Below are 15,596 nucleotides of genomic sequence, written 5' to 3'. Positions count from 1 at the left end.
CAGAGCCGGGGCCGTGTGCGGTTTCGTGCCTCGGCTCGGGGTGCCGTACGGGGGCGTGCGGGCTCGGGGCCGGGGGTGAGCCTCCCCGCTGTGACCTCGGCTTCGGCACTTGTGCCCGCCTGGTGAGTTCGGGAGCGCTGCTTCCGGGGAAGATCGGATGCGTTCGAGCACATTCGAGACGAACGAGATATCGCATCGAGTCAATGTGAGTTGCCTCCGGCACGTATCGTGTAGGGCTGCGGACCGTACGCATCAAGAGCGGAACGGGACACAAGGCGAACGGAATTGACCAACCGGGCGGCCGGGGGAGGGCGTTGTGGACGCATACGCGGGGCGCGTGCTCGCCGACCGCTATCGCCTGCCGCTGCCGCCCTCCGACGAGTACGAACCCGCCTCGGAGCTCCGCGCCTTCGACACCTACAGCGGACAGGAAGTCCTGGTCCGCCAGGTGCCGTTGCCCGAGGTCGTCGAGGCGGAGATGCTCGACGCGGACGGGCTGCCCGAAGGCTATGTGGCGCGGGACGGCGGAGGAGGCCGGGGCGCGGGGCGGGCCACGCGCCGGTCCGCGGACCCCGCCGTACGGCGGGCCATCGAGGCGGCGCAGGCCGCCGCCCAGATCCCCGACCATCCGCGGCTCGACCAGGTCTTCGACGTGTTCGCCGAGGGCGGCTCGTTGTGGATAGTGAGCGAACTGGTGCCCGCGCGGCCCCTCGCCGCACTGCTCGCGGACCGGCCGCTGACCCCGTACCGGGCGGCCGAGATCGCCTCCGACGTGCTCACCGCGCTGCGGGCGCTGCACGCCCACGGCTGGGTCCACCGGAACATCACCGCCCGTACGGTGCTGATCTGCGACGACGGCCGGGTGATGCTGACCGGGCTGGCCGCCGGGGCGGCCGAAGAGGCGTTGTGCGGGTACGACCCGGTGCCCGTGCGGGAGTTCGAGGACACGCCGCCCGGGGCTCCCGGCGGTGGCGCGGGAGTGCCTGCCGTGGGACCCGCCGGGGGTCGGCTCGCACACCGTGACCCGGTGCCGCCCGGTGGACTTCCCGCGGCGCGCGGGGCGTCGGCGCCCGGGGGCACCGGCGCGAGTACGTTCGGCGGCGCCCGCGCCGGCGTGCCCGGGGGCGCCGTCGAGGACCCCGAGGCCGCGCGGCGGGCGGCGATAGAGGCACGAGCGGGAAGCGCGACGGCCCCGGGCGATCCCTCCGGGGGGCAGCGCGCGCTGGAGGCGGGCGGGGACGCCCGGGCGGCGCGGGCGGGCGCGATCGCCGCGTACCGGGCGGGCGCGCGGGCCGCGGCCCGGGTGCAGGACGACCAACGGGGCGGGCCGGGCGCCGGGTTGCCCGCGCAGCGGCCGGCGCCGCAGGACACCTCGGCGACGGGACCGGGGCGCGACGGCGACCCCGCCTCCGGCGCGGGGACACGACCGGTGCCGCTGGGCCGGATAGCCGACCCCTACGGCGTCCTCGCGAACGGCGGCGCCACGAGCGCCTGGCACGGTGCCGGGCCACGCGGCACGACGGCCGCGCCCGGCGGCAACGGCCGGGTGGTTCCGGCCGCCGGGAACTCCTCGCCGTACGCCGCGAGTTCGCTCGGCGGAGCCCCGGCCGTGGGCGGTCGGGCCGATGACGCCTTCGACGGCGGCGACACCGGCACGCACCTGGTGGCCGGCGGGCACACCGACTCCGTGCGGGACACGGCCGGTCCGTATCCCGGGGGCGGCGAGGACGGCGTCGCCTGGGACGGCGTGGGCGGCGGGGCCGCTGCCCGGCGGGGGCCCGCGACCGCGCTCGCCGCCGAGCGGGCGCGCCAGGCGCGGATGGCGGTGGTCGGGCCCGTCACGGAGCGGTGGGCGCCGGAGCAGGCCGGGCCGGTGCACGAGAACTGGCAGCTGGCGGCGCCGATCGGGCCGTCGACGGATCTGTGGGCGCTCGGGGCGCTGCTGTTCCGGGCCGTGCAGGGACACGCGCCGTACCCGGAGGAGAACACCGCCGAGCTGGTGCAGCTGGTGTGCGCCGAACCGCCCGCGTTCGCCGAGGAGTGCGGGCCGCTGCGGCCGGTCGTGGAGTCCCTGCTGCGCCAGGACCCCACCGAGCGGCTGGACTTCGAGGAACTGCGCGGCTGGCTGCGCTCACTGGTGCGGTCGGCGCCCGAGCCCGAGGCCGGTACGCATGTCGTGCCGACGCCACCCGTGGACGCGAGCCGGCTGCCGATCGTACGGCGACGCGGCGAACTGGTCCGCAGGCGCCGCGCGGGGCTGCCCGCGACGAGTGCGCACGCCCGCCACAAGCGCACCCGCCAGAAGCCCCCGCAGCCCCGCAAACTGGGCCGGAACCTGCTCCTGTTGATCCTGCTCGCGCTGGTGGCGGCCCTCACGTACGCCGTGGTCTTCATGCCGAAGGCCGCGCCGGGCAGCCAGGGCGGGGACACGGGCACCCGTACGGACAGTGCCGGGCAGGGGAGTTCGGTGCCCACGGCGAGCGACGAGCCCCGGCCCGACCGGAACTCGAACTCCCCCGACGGCGGAGAGAAGGACCAGAGCAAGGCGAGCCCGTCGCAGTCGTCCGGTTCGACGCAGACGCAGACCGGTGATCCCGAGGTCGCCCAGGGGTTCACCCTGCGCAAGGACCCCGAGGGGTTCCAGGTCGCGGTCGCCAGCGGCTGGGACCGCAGCGGCAAGAACGGGCGCGGTCAGATCGTGTACACCCAGGGCGACTTCGAGCTGATACTCGTGCCGGGGCGGGACAGCAGGGCGACGTACGGCGGCGATCCGCTGAAGTATCAGCGGGAGGACGAGCGCGAGTTGCAGCCGTTCCGCGACTCGTCCTGGGCCACCTCCACCGGGATGCGACTGATCGAGGTCGGCGGTGTGTCCTCGGCCGAGGGACAGTTCACCTGGCAGGACTCCGAGGGGCGCGGCGTCTACGTACGGAATCTCGCGATCCTCCTCGACGGGCGGTACCACGTGGTGCAGTTGCGCGGGCCGGAGGCGGAGCGGGACGAGGTCACTCGGCTGTACGAGCAGGCGGCGGCCACGTACAAGGTGACCGGATAGCGGCTCCCCGGGCAGGCCGAACGGGCGCCGCGCGCGGGCGAACCGGCTCCTCGGGAGGGCGGACGGGTGCTTGGTCGCGCGGGCTCCGGAAGGTTGCGCTCCGGTGGCGGAAGCGAGAACCGTCACAGTGCTGTCCCTGTGCGGCCCCGCCGGTTCCCCGGGGCGCGAGCCGCTCCCTAATGTGACCCTGTCAAGAACATTGCGGGGCAACGTGAATCAGATGCAGGGGCTGCTCCTCGCGGAGCGCTACCGGCTGGTCGACACGATCGGCAGCGGGGGCATGGGACGGGTCTGGCGTGCGCACGATGAGGTGCTGCACCGGACCGTCGCGATCAAGGAGTTGACGGCCGCGCTCTATGTCTCGGAGAGCGACCAGGCCGTCCTGCTGCAACGGACCCGGGCGGAGGCGCGCGCGGCGGCACGGATCAACCACTCGGCCGTCGTCACCGTGCACGACGTGCTGGAGCACGACAACCGGCCGTGGATCGTCATGGAGCTGGTCGAAGGCGTCTCCCTGGCCGACGCGGTCAAAAAGCGGGGGCGCGTCGAGGCGCGGGAGGCGGCGCGGATCGGGATGTGGGTGCTGCGCGCGCTGGGCGCCGCCCACCGGGCCGGCGTCCTGCACCGCGATGTGAAGCCGGGCAACGTCCTGCTCGCCGAGGACGGCCGGGTTTTGCTGACCGACTTCGGTATCGCGCAGGTCGAGGGCGACACGACCATCACCCGCACCGGCGAGATCGTCGGATCCGTCGACTACATCGCGCCCGAGCGGGTGCGCGGGCACGACCCCGGGCCCGCCTCCGACCTGTGGTCGCTGGGCGCCACGCTGTACACGGCGGTCGAGGGCAAGTCGCCCTTCCGGCGCACCACACCGCTCACCACGATGCAGGCCGTGGTGGGCGAGGAGGCCGCGGAACCCGTGGCGGCCGGGCCGTTGGGGCCCGTCATCACCGCGCTGCTGCGCAAGGACCCGGCCGCACGGCCCCCCGCCGACGAGATCGAGGAGATGCTCGCCGAGGCGGCGGAGGGGCGGCGGCCCCGGGTGGCGCAGGCGTATGTGCCGACCCGGCAGCAGTCGGCGGGAGCGGTGGACGACACGGGTGGAGCCGCCGTCGCGCCGGTCGGTGCGGAGGGTGGGGGCACGCGTGGTGCGCAGGGTGCGTCCGGCGCGCCCGGCACTCCCGGTTCACATACGGGTGGTGGTGCGCGGGTGACGGGGCGTCCCACCGTGGGCGCGGGCTCCGCCGGGGGGCACGTGCCCGCTGCCGGAGGCCACCTGGCCGCGGACGGTGGCTTCGGCACACCGGCCGCCCCGATGGCTGTGGGCGTCCCGCCCGCGCCGGCCGCCCCCGCCCCGACGCCCACCGCCGGGCGGCGCGGCCGGGGTCGTACGGTCGTGGCCGTACTCCTGCTGGCCGCGCTGATCGGCGGTGGCGGTGCCGTCGCGATGCACTACGCCGACACCTGGCGCGCGGGGAGCGGCTCCACGGCCGGAGCGAACGGCGCGGGCGAGGCGGACGGCGGCGTGCCCGAGGGGTGGGAACGGGTCGAGGACCCGGAGGGTTTCAGCCTCGCCCTGCCCAAGGGGTGGAAGCGGCAGGTGATGGGCACGCAGATCGACTACACCCCCGACGACCGTGAGCACTTCCTGCGGATCGCCGTGGACGACGCGCCGGACTTCGACAGCCCGTACCATCACCAGCTCGACCTGGAGGAGCAGCTGAGAACGGCGCGGCCCGAGTACCGGCGGGTGCGTCTGGAGGAGAACATCTTCCGCGACCGGCCGGGCGCCCTGTGGGACTTCACCTGGACCGCGCCGGCGAAGGACACCAAGTTCCCCGGGCCGCGCCGGGCGATCGAGCAGATGTACCTCTCCCGGGACGGCGTCGAGTACACGATCTACATGTCCGCGCCCGCCGGGGACTGGGACACGGCGAAGGAGCGGTTCTACACGGTGCTGCGCAGCTGGCGGCCGCCGCAGAAGTGAAGCGGGGCCGAGCGGTTCCGTGGTGTGCGTGAGCCTCGCACGCGGCGCGCACGGGCCGCGCGTACGTCGCTTGTCGGCCAGGCCGTCCCGCGGCACCGGAGGGTTTCGGTCCGGTGCGGCATGATGGGGCGTATGGGGACCGAGGGGGAGAACGTCCGTCTCATAGCCGGCCGCTACCGGCTGGAGGCCAGGATCGGCCGCGGCGGTATGGGGATCGTGTGGCGCGCCACCGACCAGCTCCTCGGCCGGCAGGTGGCGGTCAAGGAGCTGGCCCTCGACGACTCGCTCCCCGAGGAGCGGTCCCGGCAGCGGCGCGAGCGCACCCTGCGGGAGGCGCGGGCGGTCGCCCGGCTCGGCCACCCGCACATCATCGTCGTGCACGACGTCGTCGAACAGGACGAACGTCCGTACATCGTCATGGAGTTGATCAACGGCAGCTCGCTCGCGGAGCGTATCGAGGCCGAGGGGCCCGTGGACGCGCGCGAGGCCGCGCGGATCGGGATCGCCCTGCTGGGCGCGCTGCGGCGGGCGCACGACGCCGGGGTGCTGCACCGCGACCTCAAACCGGCGAACGTCCTGATGGAGACCGGCACCGACCGGGTCGTCCTCACCGACTTCGGCATCGCCCAGGTCGCCGGCGCGACCACGCTCACCGAGAGCGGGTCCTTCGTCGGCTCGCCCGAATACACCGCGCCGGAGCGGATGTCCGGAACCCGCACCGGACCGGAGTCCGACCTGTGGTCGCTGGGCGCGCTGCTGTGTGCCGTGCTCAGCGGGGAATCGCCGTTCCGGCGGGACTCGTTGGGCGGCATCCTGCACGCGGTCGTCGTCGACGAGATCCGGCCCCCCGCGCAGGCCGCGCCGCTCCTCCCCGTCGTGCGGGGGCTGCTGGAGCGCGACCCGGACCGGCGCCTCGACGCGGCGGAGGCGGAACGGCTGCTGCGGGCCTTCCGGGAGACCGGGCGGACACCGAGGACGACCAAGGCCCCGCGGACGTCGGCCGGTTACACCCCGACCCGGCGGGACGTGCCGCGCCCCGGGCGGGACGCGCTGAGGAGGGCCGCGGCCGGGCACGCCGTCCAGCGCGGGCCGGCGGCGGCCGGACCGTCGCCGTCGGGGCCGCCCCCGCCCGTCGCCCCCGAGGCGTCCCTGCGGGAGCAGCCCGCGCAGCAGCGGCAACCGCAGTCCGCCCGGACCGTGCTGGTCGCGGCCGCGCTGGTGGCGGCGATGGCCGGGGCGGGCGTCTCGGCGGCGGCGCTGCTGATGCGGGACGGGGGCGGCGGGGGAGGCGGCGGCACGCCGAGCAGTTCGGCACCGCGGACGCCGGACGAGTCGCGCACGACGGGTGCGCCGGCCACCTCGGGCCGGCCCGGCGCGTCCGGCGGCGCGCCCGGCACGTCCGGCACGCCCGGTACGTCGACGGACGACACGCCGGGCACATCGTCCGACGTCACGCCCACGGTGACGCGCTCGCGGGCGGCGACCGCGCCGGCCGTGCCCTCGGGGTACCGGCTCGCCGAGGACGAGCGGGGCTTCAGCCTCGCCGTGCCGGACGACTTCACACGGGACCCGCAGGGGGAGCGGGTCTTCTACATGTCGCCGGGGGCGGTGATCCGTATCGGCGTCAAGCTCGACGACCCGCAGGAGGGCGGACCGGCCGGCGTGATGCGGCGCGCCCACGAGAAGGGGCCCTCGACGAATCCCGGCTACCGCGACGGCAGGGTCACCGAGACCACGCACGGCGGGCGCCCCGCCGCGCTCTGGGAGTTCACCTGGGACGGCTTCAGCACGACGGAGGGGCCACGGCACACCTACGACCTGTGCTGGGAGCAGGACGGGCGGCTGTACGACGTGTGGGTGTCGGCGCCGGTCGGGAAGGTGAGCGAGGCGAAGGAGTACTTCGACGTGGCGGTGGACACGTTCGCCCGCGGCTGAGCGCGCCGGTATGTGGCTGGGCGCGTCCCGGTACGTGGCTGGGCGCGTCCCGGTACGCGGCTGAGCGCGCCTCGACGCGTGGCTGGGCGCGCCTCGACACGCGGCTGGGCGCGCCGCCCCCGAGCGTGGCCGGGCGGCGTCCTCGTACGCTGCCGGCCAGTACGTCCGTTCGTGTCAAACCGGATATATGCGGCGTTCCGCGTCACGGGTCTGTGACCGGAAAGCGACGGGGGTGGATGCCGACGCGCTCGCCGCGATACAGATGACCGTATGAGCAGCAACGGGGGCGCCCCTTACGGATCCGGCTACGGGTCGGACGAGCCGACGAGTTTCGGACTGCAACCGCCGCAGCCGAGCGTGCCGTACCCGGGCAACCCGTATGCGCAGCCGACGGGGGTGGTGGCACAGCCGGCATCGCCGTCACCGGTACAGCCGCCGGTGCGGCCACCAGTACAGTCCGCGCCGCCCTCGCAGCCCTCGCAGCCCCCGCAGGACCCCGGCACCGGACGCCTGATCGCCGGGCGCTACCGGCTGCTCGCCAAGCTCGGCCATGGCGGCATGGGCACGGTGTGGCGGGCGAAGGACGAGACGGTGGATCGTGAGGTCGCCGTCAAGGAGCCTCGCGTACCGGACCATCTTCCCGAGCGTGAACGGGCCAACGCCTTCGAGCGGATGCGCCGGGAGGCCCGTGCCGCGGCCCGGCTCGATCATCCGTCGGTCGTGAACGTGCATGACGTGGCGGTCGTGGACGGCCAGCCGTGGATCGTCATGGAACTCGTCCGGGGGCGTTCGCTCGGCGACGCGCTCCAGGAGGGCACCCTCGGGGTGCGGGACGCGGCGAGAATCGGCCTCGACGTGCTCGGCGCGCTGGAGGCGGCGCACGCGGCGGGCATCCTGCACCGGGACGTCAAGCCGGACAACGTCCTCCTAGGCCGCCACGACCGGGTCGTCCTCACCGACTTCGGCATCGCCCAGATCGAGGGCGAGACGAACCTGACGGACACCGGGGGCATCGTCGGCTCGCCCGAGTACATCGCTCCCGAACGGGTGCTGGGCCAGCGGCCCGGCCCCGCCTCGGACCTCTGGTCGCTCGGCGTCGTCCTCTACGCCGCCACCGAGGGCGTGTCGCCGTTCCGGCGCAGCAACACCCCGGCGACCCTGCAGTCCGTCCTCAACGCCACGCCGGCGGCGCCCGCCTCGGCCACCGGTCCGCTCGCCGAGGCCATCAACGGCCTGCTGCAGAAGGACCCGGCGCGCCGCCCGGCCGCCGCCCGCGTCCGCGAGCTGCTGGAGGCGGCCGCGAACCCGCCGGAGCCCGCGCCCACCCGGGCCGTTCCGCAGGTCGCCGGGACCCCGGCCGGTGACTTTCGGGGCATCCGGGTCGGCGCCAGGACCCTGGCCGGGCTGGGCGCGGTGGTCGTCGCGGCGGCGGTGACGGCGTACCTGGTGATCGCCGACCCCTTCGCGGGGCCCCTGCCGGACGGCTGGAAGCAGCGGGACCTCGGTGCGAAGGTCGCCGCGAGCGTGGGCGTGCCCGGGGACTTCGTGAAGGACACCTTCGAGCCGGACGCCACGGACGGCACCTTCGCGCAGTACAGCGACCCCAGCGGGCTGATCCGGATCAACGTCGACCGGGACGTCGAGAACGACGACAAGGACAACGAGATCCCGGGCAACGCGCTGGACAAGGCGTACGCCGACTGGGAGGTGGTCAAGGACGGCGAGTACAGCCTGGACATCGCCGACACGCCGACGCCGAAGGGGCGGCCGCAGGAGGCCCGGTTCGAGGACCGGGACGCCGCCGAGAACACCATCGTGTACACGACCACGGACACCCGGGCCCCGCGCCTGCGTGAGGCGCGGGTTCTGTACTACAAGGCGCGCAACGGCGACGTCTACCGGGTCTGGATCGACTATCCCGGCAAGGGGCACTTCACCGGGCAGGGACGCGAGATCGCGCGTACGGTCCTCTCGAACCTGGAGTTCACGCACACGTAGGCGCTCAGTACGTCCTCTCGGCGATCCAGGCCATGACCCGCTCGGCCACCTTCGGATCGTCCAGCAGCGCCGCGCCGTGCGCCGAACCGGCCACCGACTTCACCGTCACCCCGTTGGCGGGCATGTTGTGGTCCCTCTCCTCGGCCGCTTCGAGGTCGAGCGAGGGCTGGACGGGTGCGGCGTCGCCCTTGGAGTGGACCAGGTACATGGGGGCGTCGTCGGCACCGGAGGCCCGGCTCTTGGCCGCCATGTCGTTCCAGGTCTCCCGGCAGTCGGGGGGCGTGGACGCGGTGTCGGGGGCATTCGCCGGCGCTCGCGTGTCCGAGCCTGTGACCGGCTTCGCCTCCGGGGAGCAGCGCGCCAGAATGACGGCGTTGTCGCGGAGCCTGCGCTGCCGGTCCGTCGCGGTGGCGGCGTTGCCGTCCCGCCAGGCGCGGTACGGGGCGACCACGGGGGACAGTCCCACCACGCCGTCGAGACCGTGCACACCGGACCGGTACGTCGCCACGCTGGTCGCGATCTGGCCCCCGGAGGAGGAGCCCAGGAGCACCATCCGGTTGACGTCGAGGTCGAAGTCGGCGGCGTGGTCGCGGATCCAGTCGAGCGCGGAGAGGGCGTCGGTCCGCTGGGCCGGCCAGGGCGCGTCGTGGTTCAGCCGGTAGTCGACGGCGAAGACGGCGTACCCGGCGTCCGCGAAGGTGCGTGACCAGGTGGCCCAGCCGGTGTCCTCGTGCCAGTATCCGCCGTGCAGGATCACGAGGCCCGGCTGCGTGCCGTTCCGTTCCTCGCCGGCGGCGTTCCAGTAGGCGTCGAGGGTCTGCCGGGTGTGCGAACCGTAGGAGTACGTGGCCTCGTCGCGGCCGGCCGCCGCGCTGTCGCGCGTGCCGGAGACGAGGAGCGCCGCGACCGCCGCGGCGCTAAGAAACAGACAACCCCAGAGGCGACGCACGGCCACCAGCCCTTCGCATACGACCCGACGGCAGGCGTCCGTTGTCCCCGGGCGCGGGATCCGATCGAGGCGTCCGCGTCCGCTCGTGGCTCGAAGCGTCCACCGGGGGAGCGCCCACACGGCCTGCTCGCGTGCGCACCCGGACTATAGGCGGCGAGCTCGAACAAATGCCAAGCGGGGCACGGGGGTTGCGGCGAAATGCCCGCTCTCGAAAACAATGGTGGGTTTTCGCTGCGAGGGAGTCGTCCTCCGTGTGCGCGCGGGACGGCCGAGGACGACGCGGCCGGTGTCCAGGAGGCATCGCTTTGTCCGGCCCCTTGCCCCTAACATGCCGTGTCAAGTGCATGATCGGCGCGAAGGGCTAGCGAGCGTGGGCATCGAACACCTGGACGTGCGGGCTCACGCGAGACAGCGCTGGGCGGCCAGGGCCGCACTCGGCTGCGCCGCGCTCGCCGTACTTCTGCCGCTCGGCTACGCGCGCGGCGCGAGCCTGCTGCTCGCCGCGGGCGTCGTGCTGGGAGCCGGACTCACCGTGGCCGCGCTGTGGTGGGTGCTGATCCACCGCGGGGCCGTCCGGATCGCGGCGGGCGTACTGGCCGTGGCCGCGCCGGTCGGCGTCATCTGGTGGTTCGCCGTCGTCAACCTGCTGTGGGTCGTGATCGCCTCCGCCGGGCTGTGGGCCGTGGCCGTCTGGTCCGGCAAGTTCGCCCTCAGCAGCACCAAGTCCCACCAGGTGCACGTGCCCGAGCACCGCACCCCCGCCCCCACCCGGCCCTTCCTCATCATGAACCCCAGGTCGGGTGGCGGGAAGGTCGAGCGTTTCCGGCTGAAGGAGCGCGCCGAGCGGCTCGGCGCCACGGTCCATCTGCTCGACCCCGCGCACCACGAGGACGTCGCCGTACTGGCCCGGGACGCCGTCAGGAACGGCGCCGACCTCCTCGGTGTCGCGGGCGGCGACGGCACCCAGGCCCAGGTCGCCGCCATCGCGGCCGCGTACGACGTCCCCCTCCTCGTCATCTCCGCCGGCACCCGCAACCACTTCGCCATGGACCTCGGCCTCGACCGCGACAACCCCGCCGCCTGCCTCGACGCGCTCACCGACAAGGGTGTCGAGCTCCACGTCGACCTCGGCTACGCCAGCGGCCATCCGTTCGTCAACAACGCCTCCTTCGGCGCGTACGCCGCCGTCGTGCAGAGCCCCGCCTACCGCGACGACAAGGTCCGCACCACCCTGGAGCTGCTGCCCGAACTGCTCACGCACCAGCGGGGCCCGCGGCTCACCGCCCGTATCGGGGACGCCGTCATCGACGCGCCGCAGGCCGTCCTCGTCAGCAACAACGTCTACCGCAGCGACGACCTCGTCGGCCTCGGCCGCCGCGAGCGGCTGGACGCCGGGGTGCTGGGCGTCGTCGGAGTGCGCGTCGACAGCGCCGCCGAGGCGGCCGGGATGGTCCTCGGCCCGAACGCCCCCGGGCTCAGCCTCCTCGTCGCGGACGAGATCGTCGTCGAGGCCGACCGGGCCGAGATCGAGGTCGGTGTCGACGGCGAGGCCCTCCTCCTGCCCACCCCCGTCCACTGCCGGGTCTCGCCCAAGGCCCTGCGCGTCCGCGTGCCCCGCGACCGGCCCGGCGTCCCCGAGCCCAAGCCGCCCCTGGACTGGCGCCGGCTGCGCAAGCTCGCCGCCGCGGTCGGCCGCACGGCCCTGCCCAAGCACCGCGAACGGTACGGCTGGGCGCAGCAGTTGTGGGACCGGTGGCGTTAGGCGTCCGGCGTGGCGGACGTGCACGCCGTGACCCGGGGGCGACCCGCGGATTCGCACAAGGTGATCCACGCCGCATCCGCCCCCGTACGGCATCGCCCGCCGCGCTGATCAGCGACTTCGTTGCCAGCGATCACTGGCGTGATGGGTGGGCCCGGTGAAACCCTGTTACCGCCGGGTACCCAAAGTCGTCCGGTCCGGAATACCCTGCGCGTCATGACGGACTCGCAGGCCCCCGAAAAGACCGGCACGACCATCACGGGAACGACCGGCACGGCACGGACGACAGGCACCAACCCCCTCGCGGCAGCCCCGCAAGGCGCCCGTACCGCCGCCGACGTGGTCACCCCCGAACTGGTCGCCCAGCTCACCAAGGGCGTGGTCGGCTCCGGCCGGACCGCCAACCACACCCCCTTCACCGGTGAGAAGCTCGCCGACCTGCCGGAGTCCACCCCCGAGGACGTGGCGACGGCCTACGAGCGGGCCCGCGCCGCCCAGGCCGTCTGGGCCCAGCGGCCGGTGCGCGAGCGCGCCGCCGTCCTGCTCCGCTTCCACGACCTGGTGCTGGAGCGCCAGGGCGAGGTGCTCGACCTCATCCAGCTGGAGACCGGCAAGGCCCGTCTGCACGCCCACGAGGAGGTCCAGGCCGTCGCGGTCGCCGCCCGGCACTACGGCCGCAAGGCCCCCTTCTACCTGAAGCCGAAGCGGCACACCGGCGCCGTACCCACCCTCACCAAGGTCACCGAGCTGCGCCACCCGCGCGGTGTGATCGGCCAGATCGCCCCCTGGAACTACCCGCTCGAACTGTCGGTCGGTGACGCGATCCCCGCCTTCGTCGCGGGCAACGCGGTCGTGATGAAGCCCGACACGGAGACCTGCCTGACCGCCCTGTGGGCCCGCGACCTGCTCATCGAGGCCGGACTGCCCGCCGACGTCTTCCAGGTCGTCCTCGGCGAGGGCCCCGTCATCGGCCCCGAGGTCGTGCGGCACGCCGACTATGTCTCCTTCACCGGCTCCACCCGCACCGGCCGCGAGGTCGCCCAGGGCGCCGCCGCCCGCCTCGTCGGCGTCTCCCTCGAACTCGGCGGCAAGAACGCGATGCTGGTCCTGGCCGACGCCGACATAGAGAAGGCCGCGGCGGGAGCCGTCCGCGCCTGCTTCTCCTCCGCCGGCCAGCTCTGCATCTCCATCGAGCGGTTGTACGTCCACGAGTCCGTCGCGGACGCCTTCCTGGAGCGCTTCGCCGCCCGCACCAGGGCCATGCGCCTCGGCAGGTCCCTCGCCTACGGCGCCGAGATGGGCTCCCTCGTCGGCGAACGCCAGCTGGAGACCGTCACCCGCCACGTCGACGAGGCCGTGGAGAAGGGCGCGAAGGTCGTCGCGGGCGGCGTCGCCCGCCCCGACATCGGCCCCTACTTCTACGAGCCCACGATCCTCGACGGCGTCACCGAGCCCATGTCCGTGTGCACGGAGGAGACCTTCGGCCCGGTCGTCTCGATCTACCGCTTCACGGACGAGGACGAGGCCGTCGCGCAGGCCAACTCCACCGCGTACGGCCTCAACGCCTCCGTCTGGACCAAGGACGGCCGCCGCGGCCGCGAGGTCGCCTCCCGCGTGCGCGCCGGCACGGTCAACGTCAACGAGGGCTACGCCTCCGCCTACGGCAGCGTCCAGTCCCCGATGGGCGGCATGAAGGACTCCGGCCTCGGCCGCCGCCACGGCTCCGAGGGCATCCTCAAGTACACGGAGGCCCAGACCGTCGCCCAGCAGCGCCTGCTGCCCATGGCCCCGTCCCTGGGCATGGACGACGAGAAGTACGCCCAGTTCATGAGCCGCAGCCTGAAGGCGATGAAGGCGCTGCGCCTGAGGTGAGCGCCCCGTGAGGGCGCGGGGCCGTATCGATGTGCGGCTCCGCCGCGTGAGCGTGAGCAACCACATACGGCCCGCAGCTGAGGACCGTTCTCGACGAGGAGAACAAGTGTCGTACGACTATGACGTCATCGTGGTCGGATCGGGCTTCGGCGGTTCGGTCACCGCCCTGCGCCTGACCGAGAAGGGCTACAAGGTCGGCGTCGTGGAAGCGGGCCGTCGCTTCACCCGCGCAACCCTCCCCAGGAACTCCTGGGACCTCAAGAACTACCTCTGGGCCCCCGCCCTCGGCATGTACGGCCTCCAGCGCATCCATCTGCTGGGCAACGTCATGGTGCTGGCCGGGGCCGGCGTGGGCGGCGGCTCCCTCAACTACGCCAACACCCTCTACGAACCGCCGAAACCGTTCTTCGAGGACCCGCAGTGGAAGGACATCACCGACTGGCAGGGGGAGCTGAAGCCGTACTACGACCAGGCCCGGCGCATGCTCGGCGTACGGCTCAACCCGACGATGACCCCCTCCGACGTGCACCTGAAGGCCGCCGCCGAGCGGATGGGAGTCGGCGACAGCTTCCACCTCGCCCCGGTCGGTGTCTTCTTCGGCGACGGCGAGGACGCCGACGGCACCGCGAAGGCCGCCCCCGGCGAGCAGGTGGCGGACCCCTACTTCGGCGGCGCGGGCCCGGCCCGCAGGGCCTGCACCGAGTGCGGCGAGTGCATGACCGGCTGCCGTCACGGCGCCAAGAACACCCTCAACGAGAACTACCTCCACCTCGCCGAGAAGGCGGGCGCGGTCGTCCACCCGATGACCACGGTCGTCGCCGTCACCGAGGACTCCCAGGGCGGCTACGCCGTCACGACCCTGCCGACCGACGCGCGCCGCAAGGGTGAATCCCGCGTGCTGAAGGCCCGCCGCGTCGTCCTCGCCGCCGGCACCTACGGCACCCAGACCCTGCTGCACCGGATGAAGGCGGGCGGCCAACTGCCGCACATCTCCGACCGGTTGGGCATGCTGACCCGCACCAACTCGGAGGCACTGGTCGGCGCCCAGACCGACCGGCGCCGCTATCGCAAGGCCCACGGCGCCCCCGAGGTCGACTTCACCCGAGGTGTGGCGATCACCTCCTCCATCCACCCCGACGAGAACACCCACATCGAGCCGGTCCGCTACGGCAAGGGGTCCAACGCGATGGGCGGCCTGTCGATCCTCCAGGTCCCCTACGCGGGCGGCACCGCGTCGGACGCCTCCCGCGTGCTCGGCTGGCTGGCGAACGCGGTCAGGCACCCGCTGCTGGTGGCCCGTTCGCTGTCCAACCGCCGCTGGTCGGAGCGGACCATCATCGGCCTGGTGATGCAGTCCCTGGACAACTCCCTGTCGACGCATCTGAAGCCGAAGGGCCTCGGCAAGGGGCTGTTGACCGCACGTCAGGGCCATGGCGCGCCCAACCCCAAGCAGATCGAGGCCGCTTCGACGGCCGCCGCCACCCTCGCCGCCGAGATCAACGGCTTCGCCGGCAGCAACGTGGGCGAGCTGATGGGCACCCCGCTCACCGCGCACTTCCTCGGCGGCTGCCCCATCGGCGCCACCCCGGCCGACGGCGTCATCGACCCGTACCACCGCCTCTACGGCCACCCCGGCATCTCCGTCGTCGACGGCGCCGCCGTCTCCGCGAACCTGGGGGTGAACCCCTCGCTGACCATCACCGCCCAGGCCGAGCGCGCGATGTCGTACTGGCCGAACAAGGGCGAGGCCGACCACCGCCCGGCTCCGGGAGCGGCCTACGAGCGCCTCGTTCCCGTGGAGCCCCTGCGCCCGGCGGTCCCGGCGGACGCCTTCGGCGCGCTGCGGCTGCCGCTGCTGCCGGTGCCGGCCGTTCCGCCGAAGAAGTAGGTCCGGCCGCGGCGTCCGCGGCTGCGATGACGGTGGGGCGACGGCGGCGCGATGGCCGTGCGCGCGAGGTACAGCGGAGAAGGACCCGCACCCCCCTCCGAGCGCGGGTCCTTCTCTCGTGTGCCAGGTGTGACCGGTGAGTCGTGTGAAGGG

At 73.7% G+C, this 15,596-nt stretch carries 8 protein-coding genes; 7 read left to right on the top strand and 1 reads right to left on the bottom strand.

Annotation, left to right across the window (positions count from 1 at the left end):
• Positions 1-316 precede the first annotated feature (316 nt).
• The 4 genes from ACWCRJ_RS08295 to ACWCRJ_RS08280 all read left to right on the top strand — a co-directional run bounded on the left by ACWCRJ_RS08295 (position 317) and on the right by ACWCRJ_RS08280 (position 8,975).
• Complete coding sequence (locus ACWCRJ_RS08295; protein WP_450938550.1) at positions 317-3,055, top strand: protein kinase domain-containing protein; 2,739 nt, start codon at positions 317-319, stop codon at positions 3,053-3,055.
• Positions 3,056-3,275: 220 nt separating this feature from the next.
• Positions 3,276-5,042 (top strand): protein kinase domain-containing protein, encoded by a 1,767-nt coding sequence (locus ACWCRJ_RS08290; protein WP_450938677.1) that lies wholly within the window; start codon positions 3,276-3,278, stop codon positions 5,040-5,042.
• 132 nt (positions 5,043-5,174) lie between these two features.
• Positions 5,175-6,977, top strand: coding sequence for a protein kinase domain-containing protein (locus ACWCRJ_RS08285; protein WP_450938549.1), 1,803 nt, complete (start codon positions 5,175-5,177; stop codon positions 6,975-6,977).
• Between the two features lie 270 nt (positions 6,978-7,247).
• The gene (locus tag ACWCRJ_RS08280; protein ID WP_450938548.1) at positions 7,248-8,975 is read left to right on the top strand and encodes a serine/threonine-protein kinase; all 1,728 of its coding nucleotides are present in this window, start codon (positions 7,248-7,250) and stop codon (positions 8,973-8,975) included.
• 4 nt (positions 8,976-8,979) lie between these two features.
• Here the strand turns inward: ACWCRJ_RS08280 and ACWCRJ_RS08275 are convergent, their stop codons facing one another.
• The gene (locus ACWCRJ_RS08275) at positions 8,980-9,924 is read right to left on the bottom strand and encodes an alpha/beta hydrolase (RefSeq protein WP_450938547.1); all 945 of its coding nucleotides are present in this window, start codon (positions 9,922-9,924) and stop codon (positions 8,980-8,982) included.
• A gap of 370 nt (positions 9,925-10,294) precedes the next feature.
• Here ACWCRJ_RS08275 and ACWCRJ_RS08270 point away from each other — a divergent pair, with 370 nt between their 5' ends.
• The 3 genes from ACWCRJ_RS08270 to ACWCRJ_RS08260 all read left to right on the top strand — a co-directional run bounded on the left by ACWCRJ_RS08270 (position 10,295) and on the right by ACWCRJ_RS08260 (position 15,443).
• Positions 10,295-11,686 carry a diacylglycerol/lipid kinase family protein gene (locus ACWCRJ_RS08270; RefSeq protein WP_450938546.1) on the top strand — a complete coding sequence of 464 codons (1,392 nt, stop codon included), beginning with the start codon at positions 10,295-10,297 and terminating at the stop codon, positions 11,684-11,686.
• Between the two features lie 213 nt (positions 11,687-11,899).
• Entirely contained in the window at positions 11,900-13,555 is a 1,656-nt protein-coding gene (locus ACWCRJ_RS08265; RefSeq protein WP_450938545.1) for a succinic semialdehyde dehydrogenase, read from the top strand.
• A gap of 106 nt (positions 13,556-13,661) precedes the next feature.
• Positions 13,662-15,443: a GMC family oxidoreductase N-terminal domain-containing protein gene (locus ACWCRJ_RS08260; RefSeq protein ID WP_450938544.1), complete on the top strand. Its 1,782-nt coding sequence runs from the start codon at positions 13,662-13,664 to the stop codon at positions 15,441-15,443.
• Positions 15,444-15,596: the final 153 nt, after the last annotated feature.

This window comes from Streptomyces sp. NPDC002324, assembly GCF_053593335.1.
This window is presented reverse-complemented; position numbering and strand designations above follow the sequence as displayed.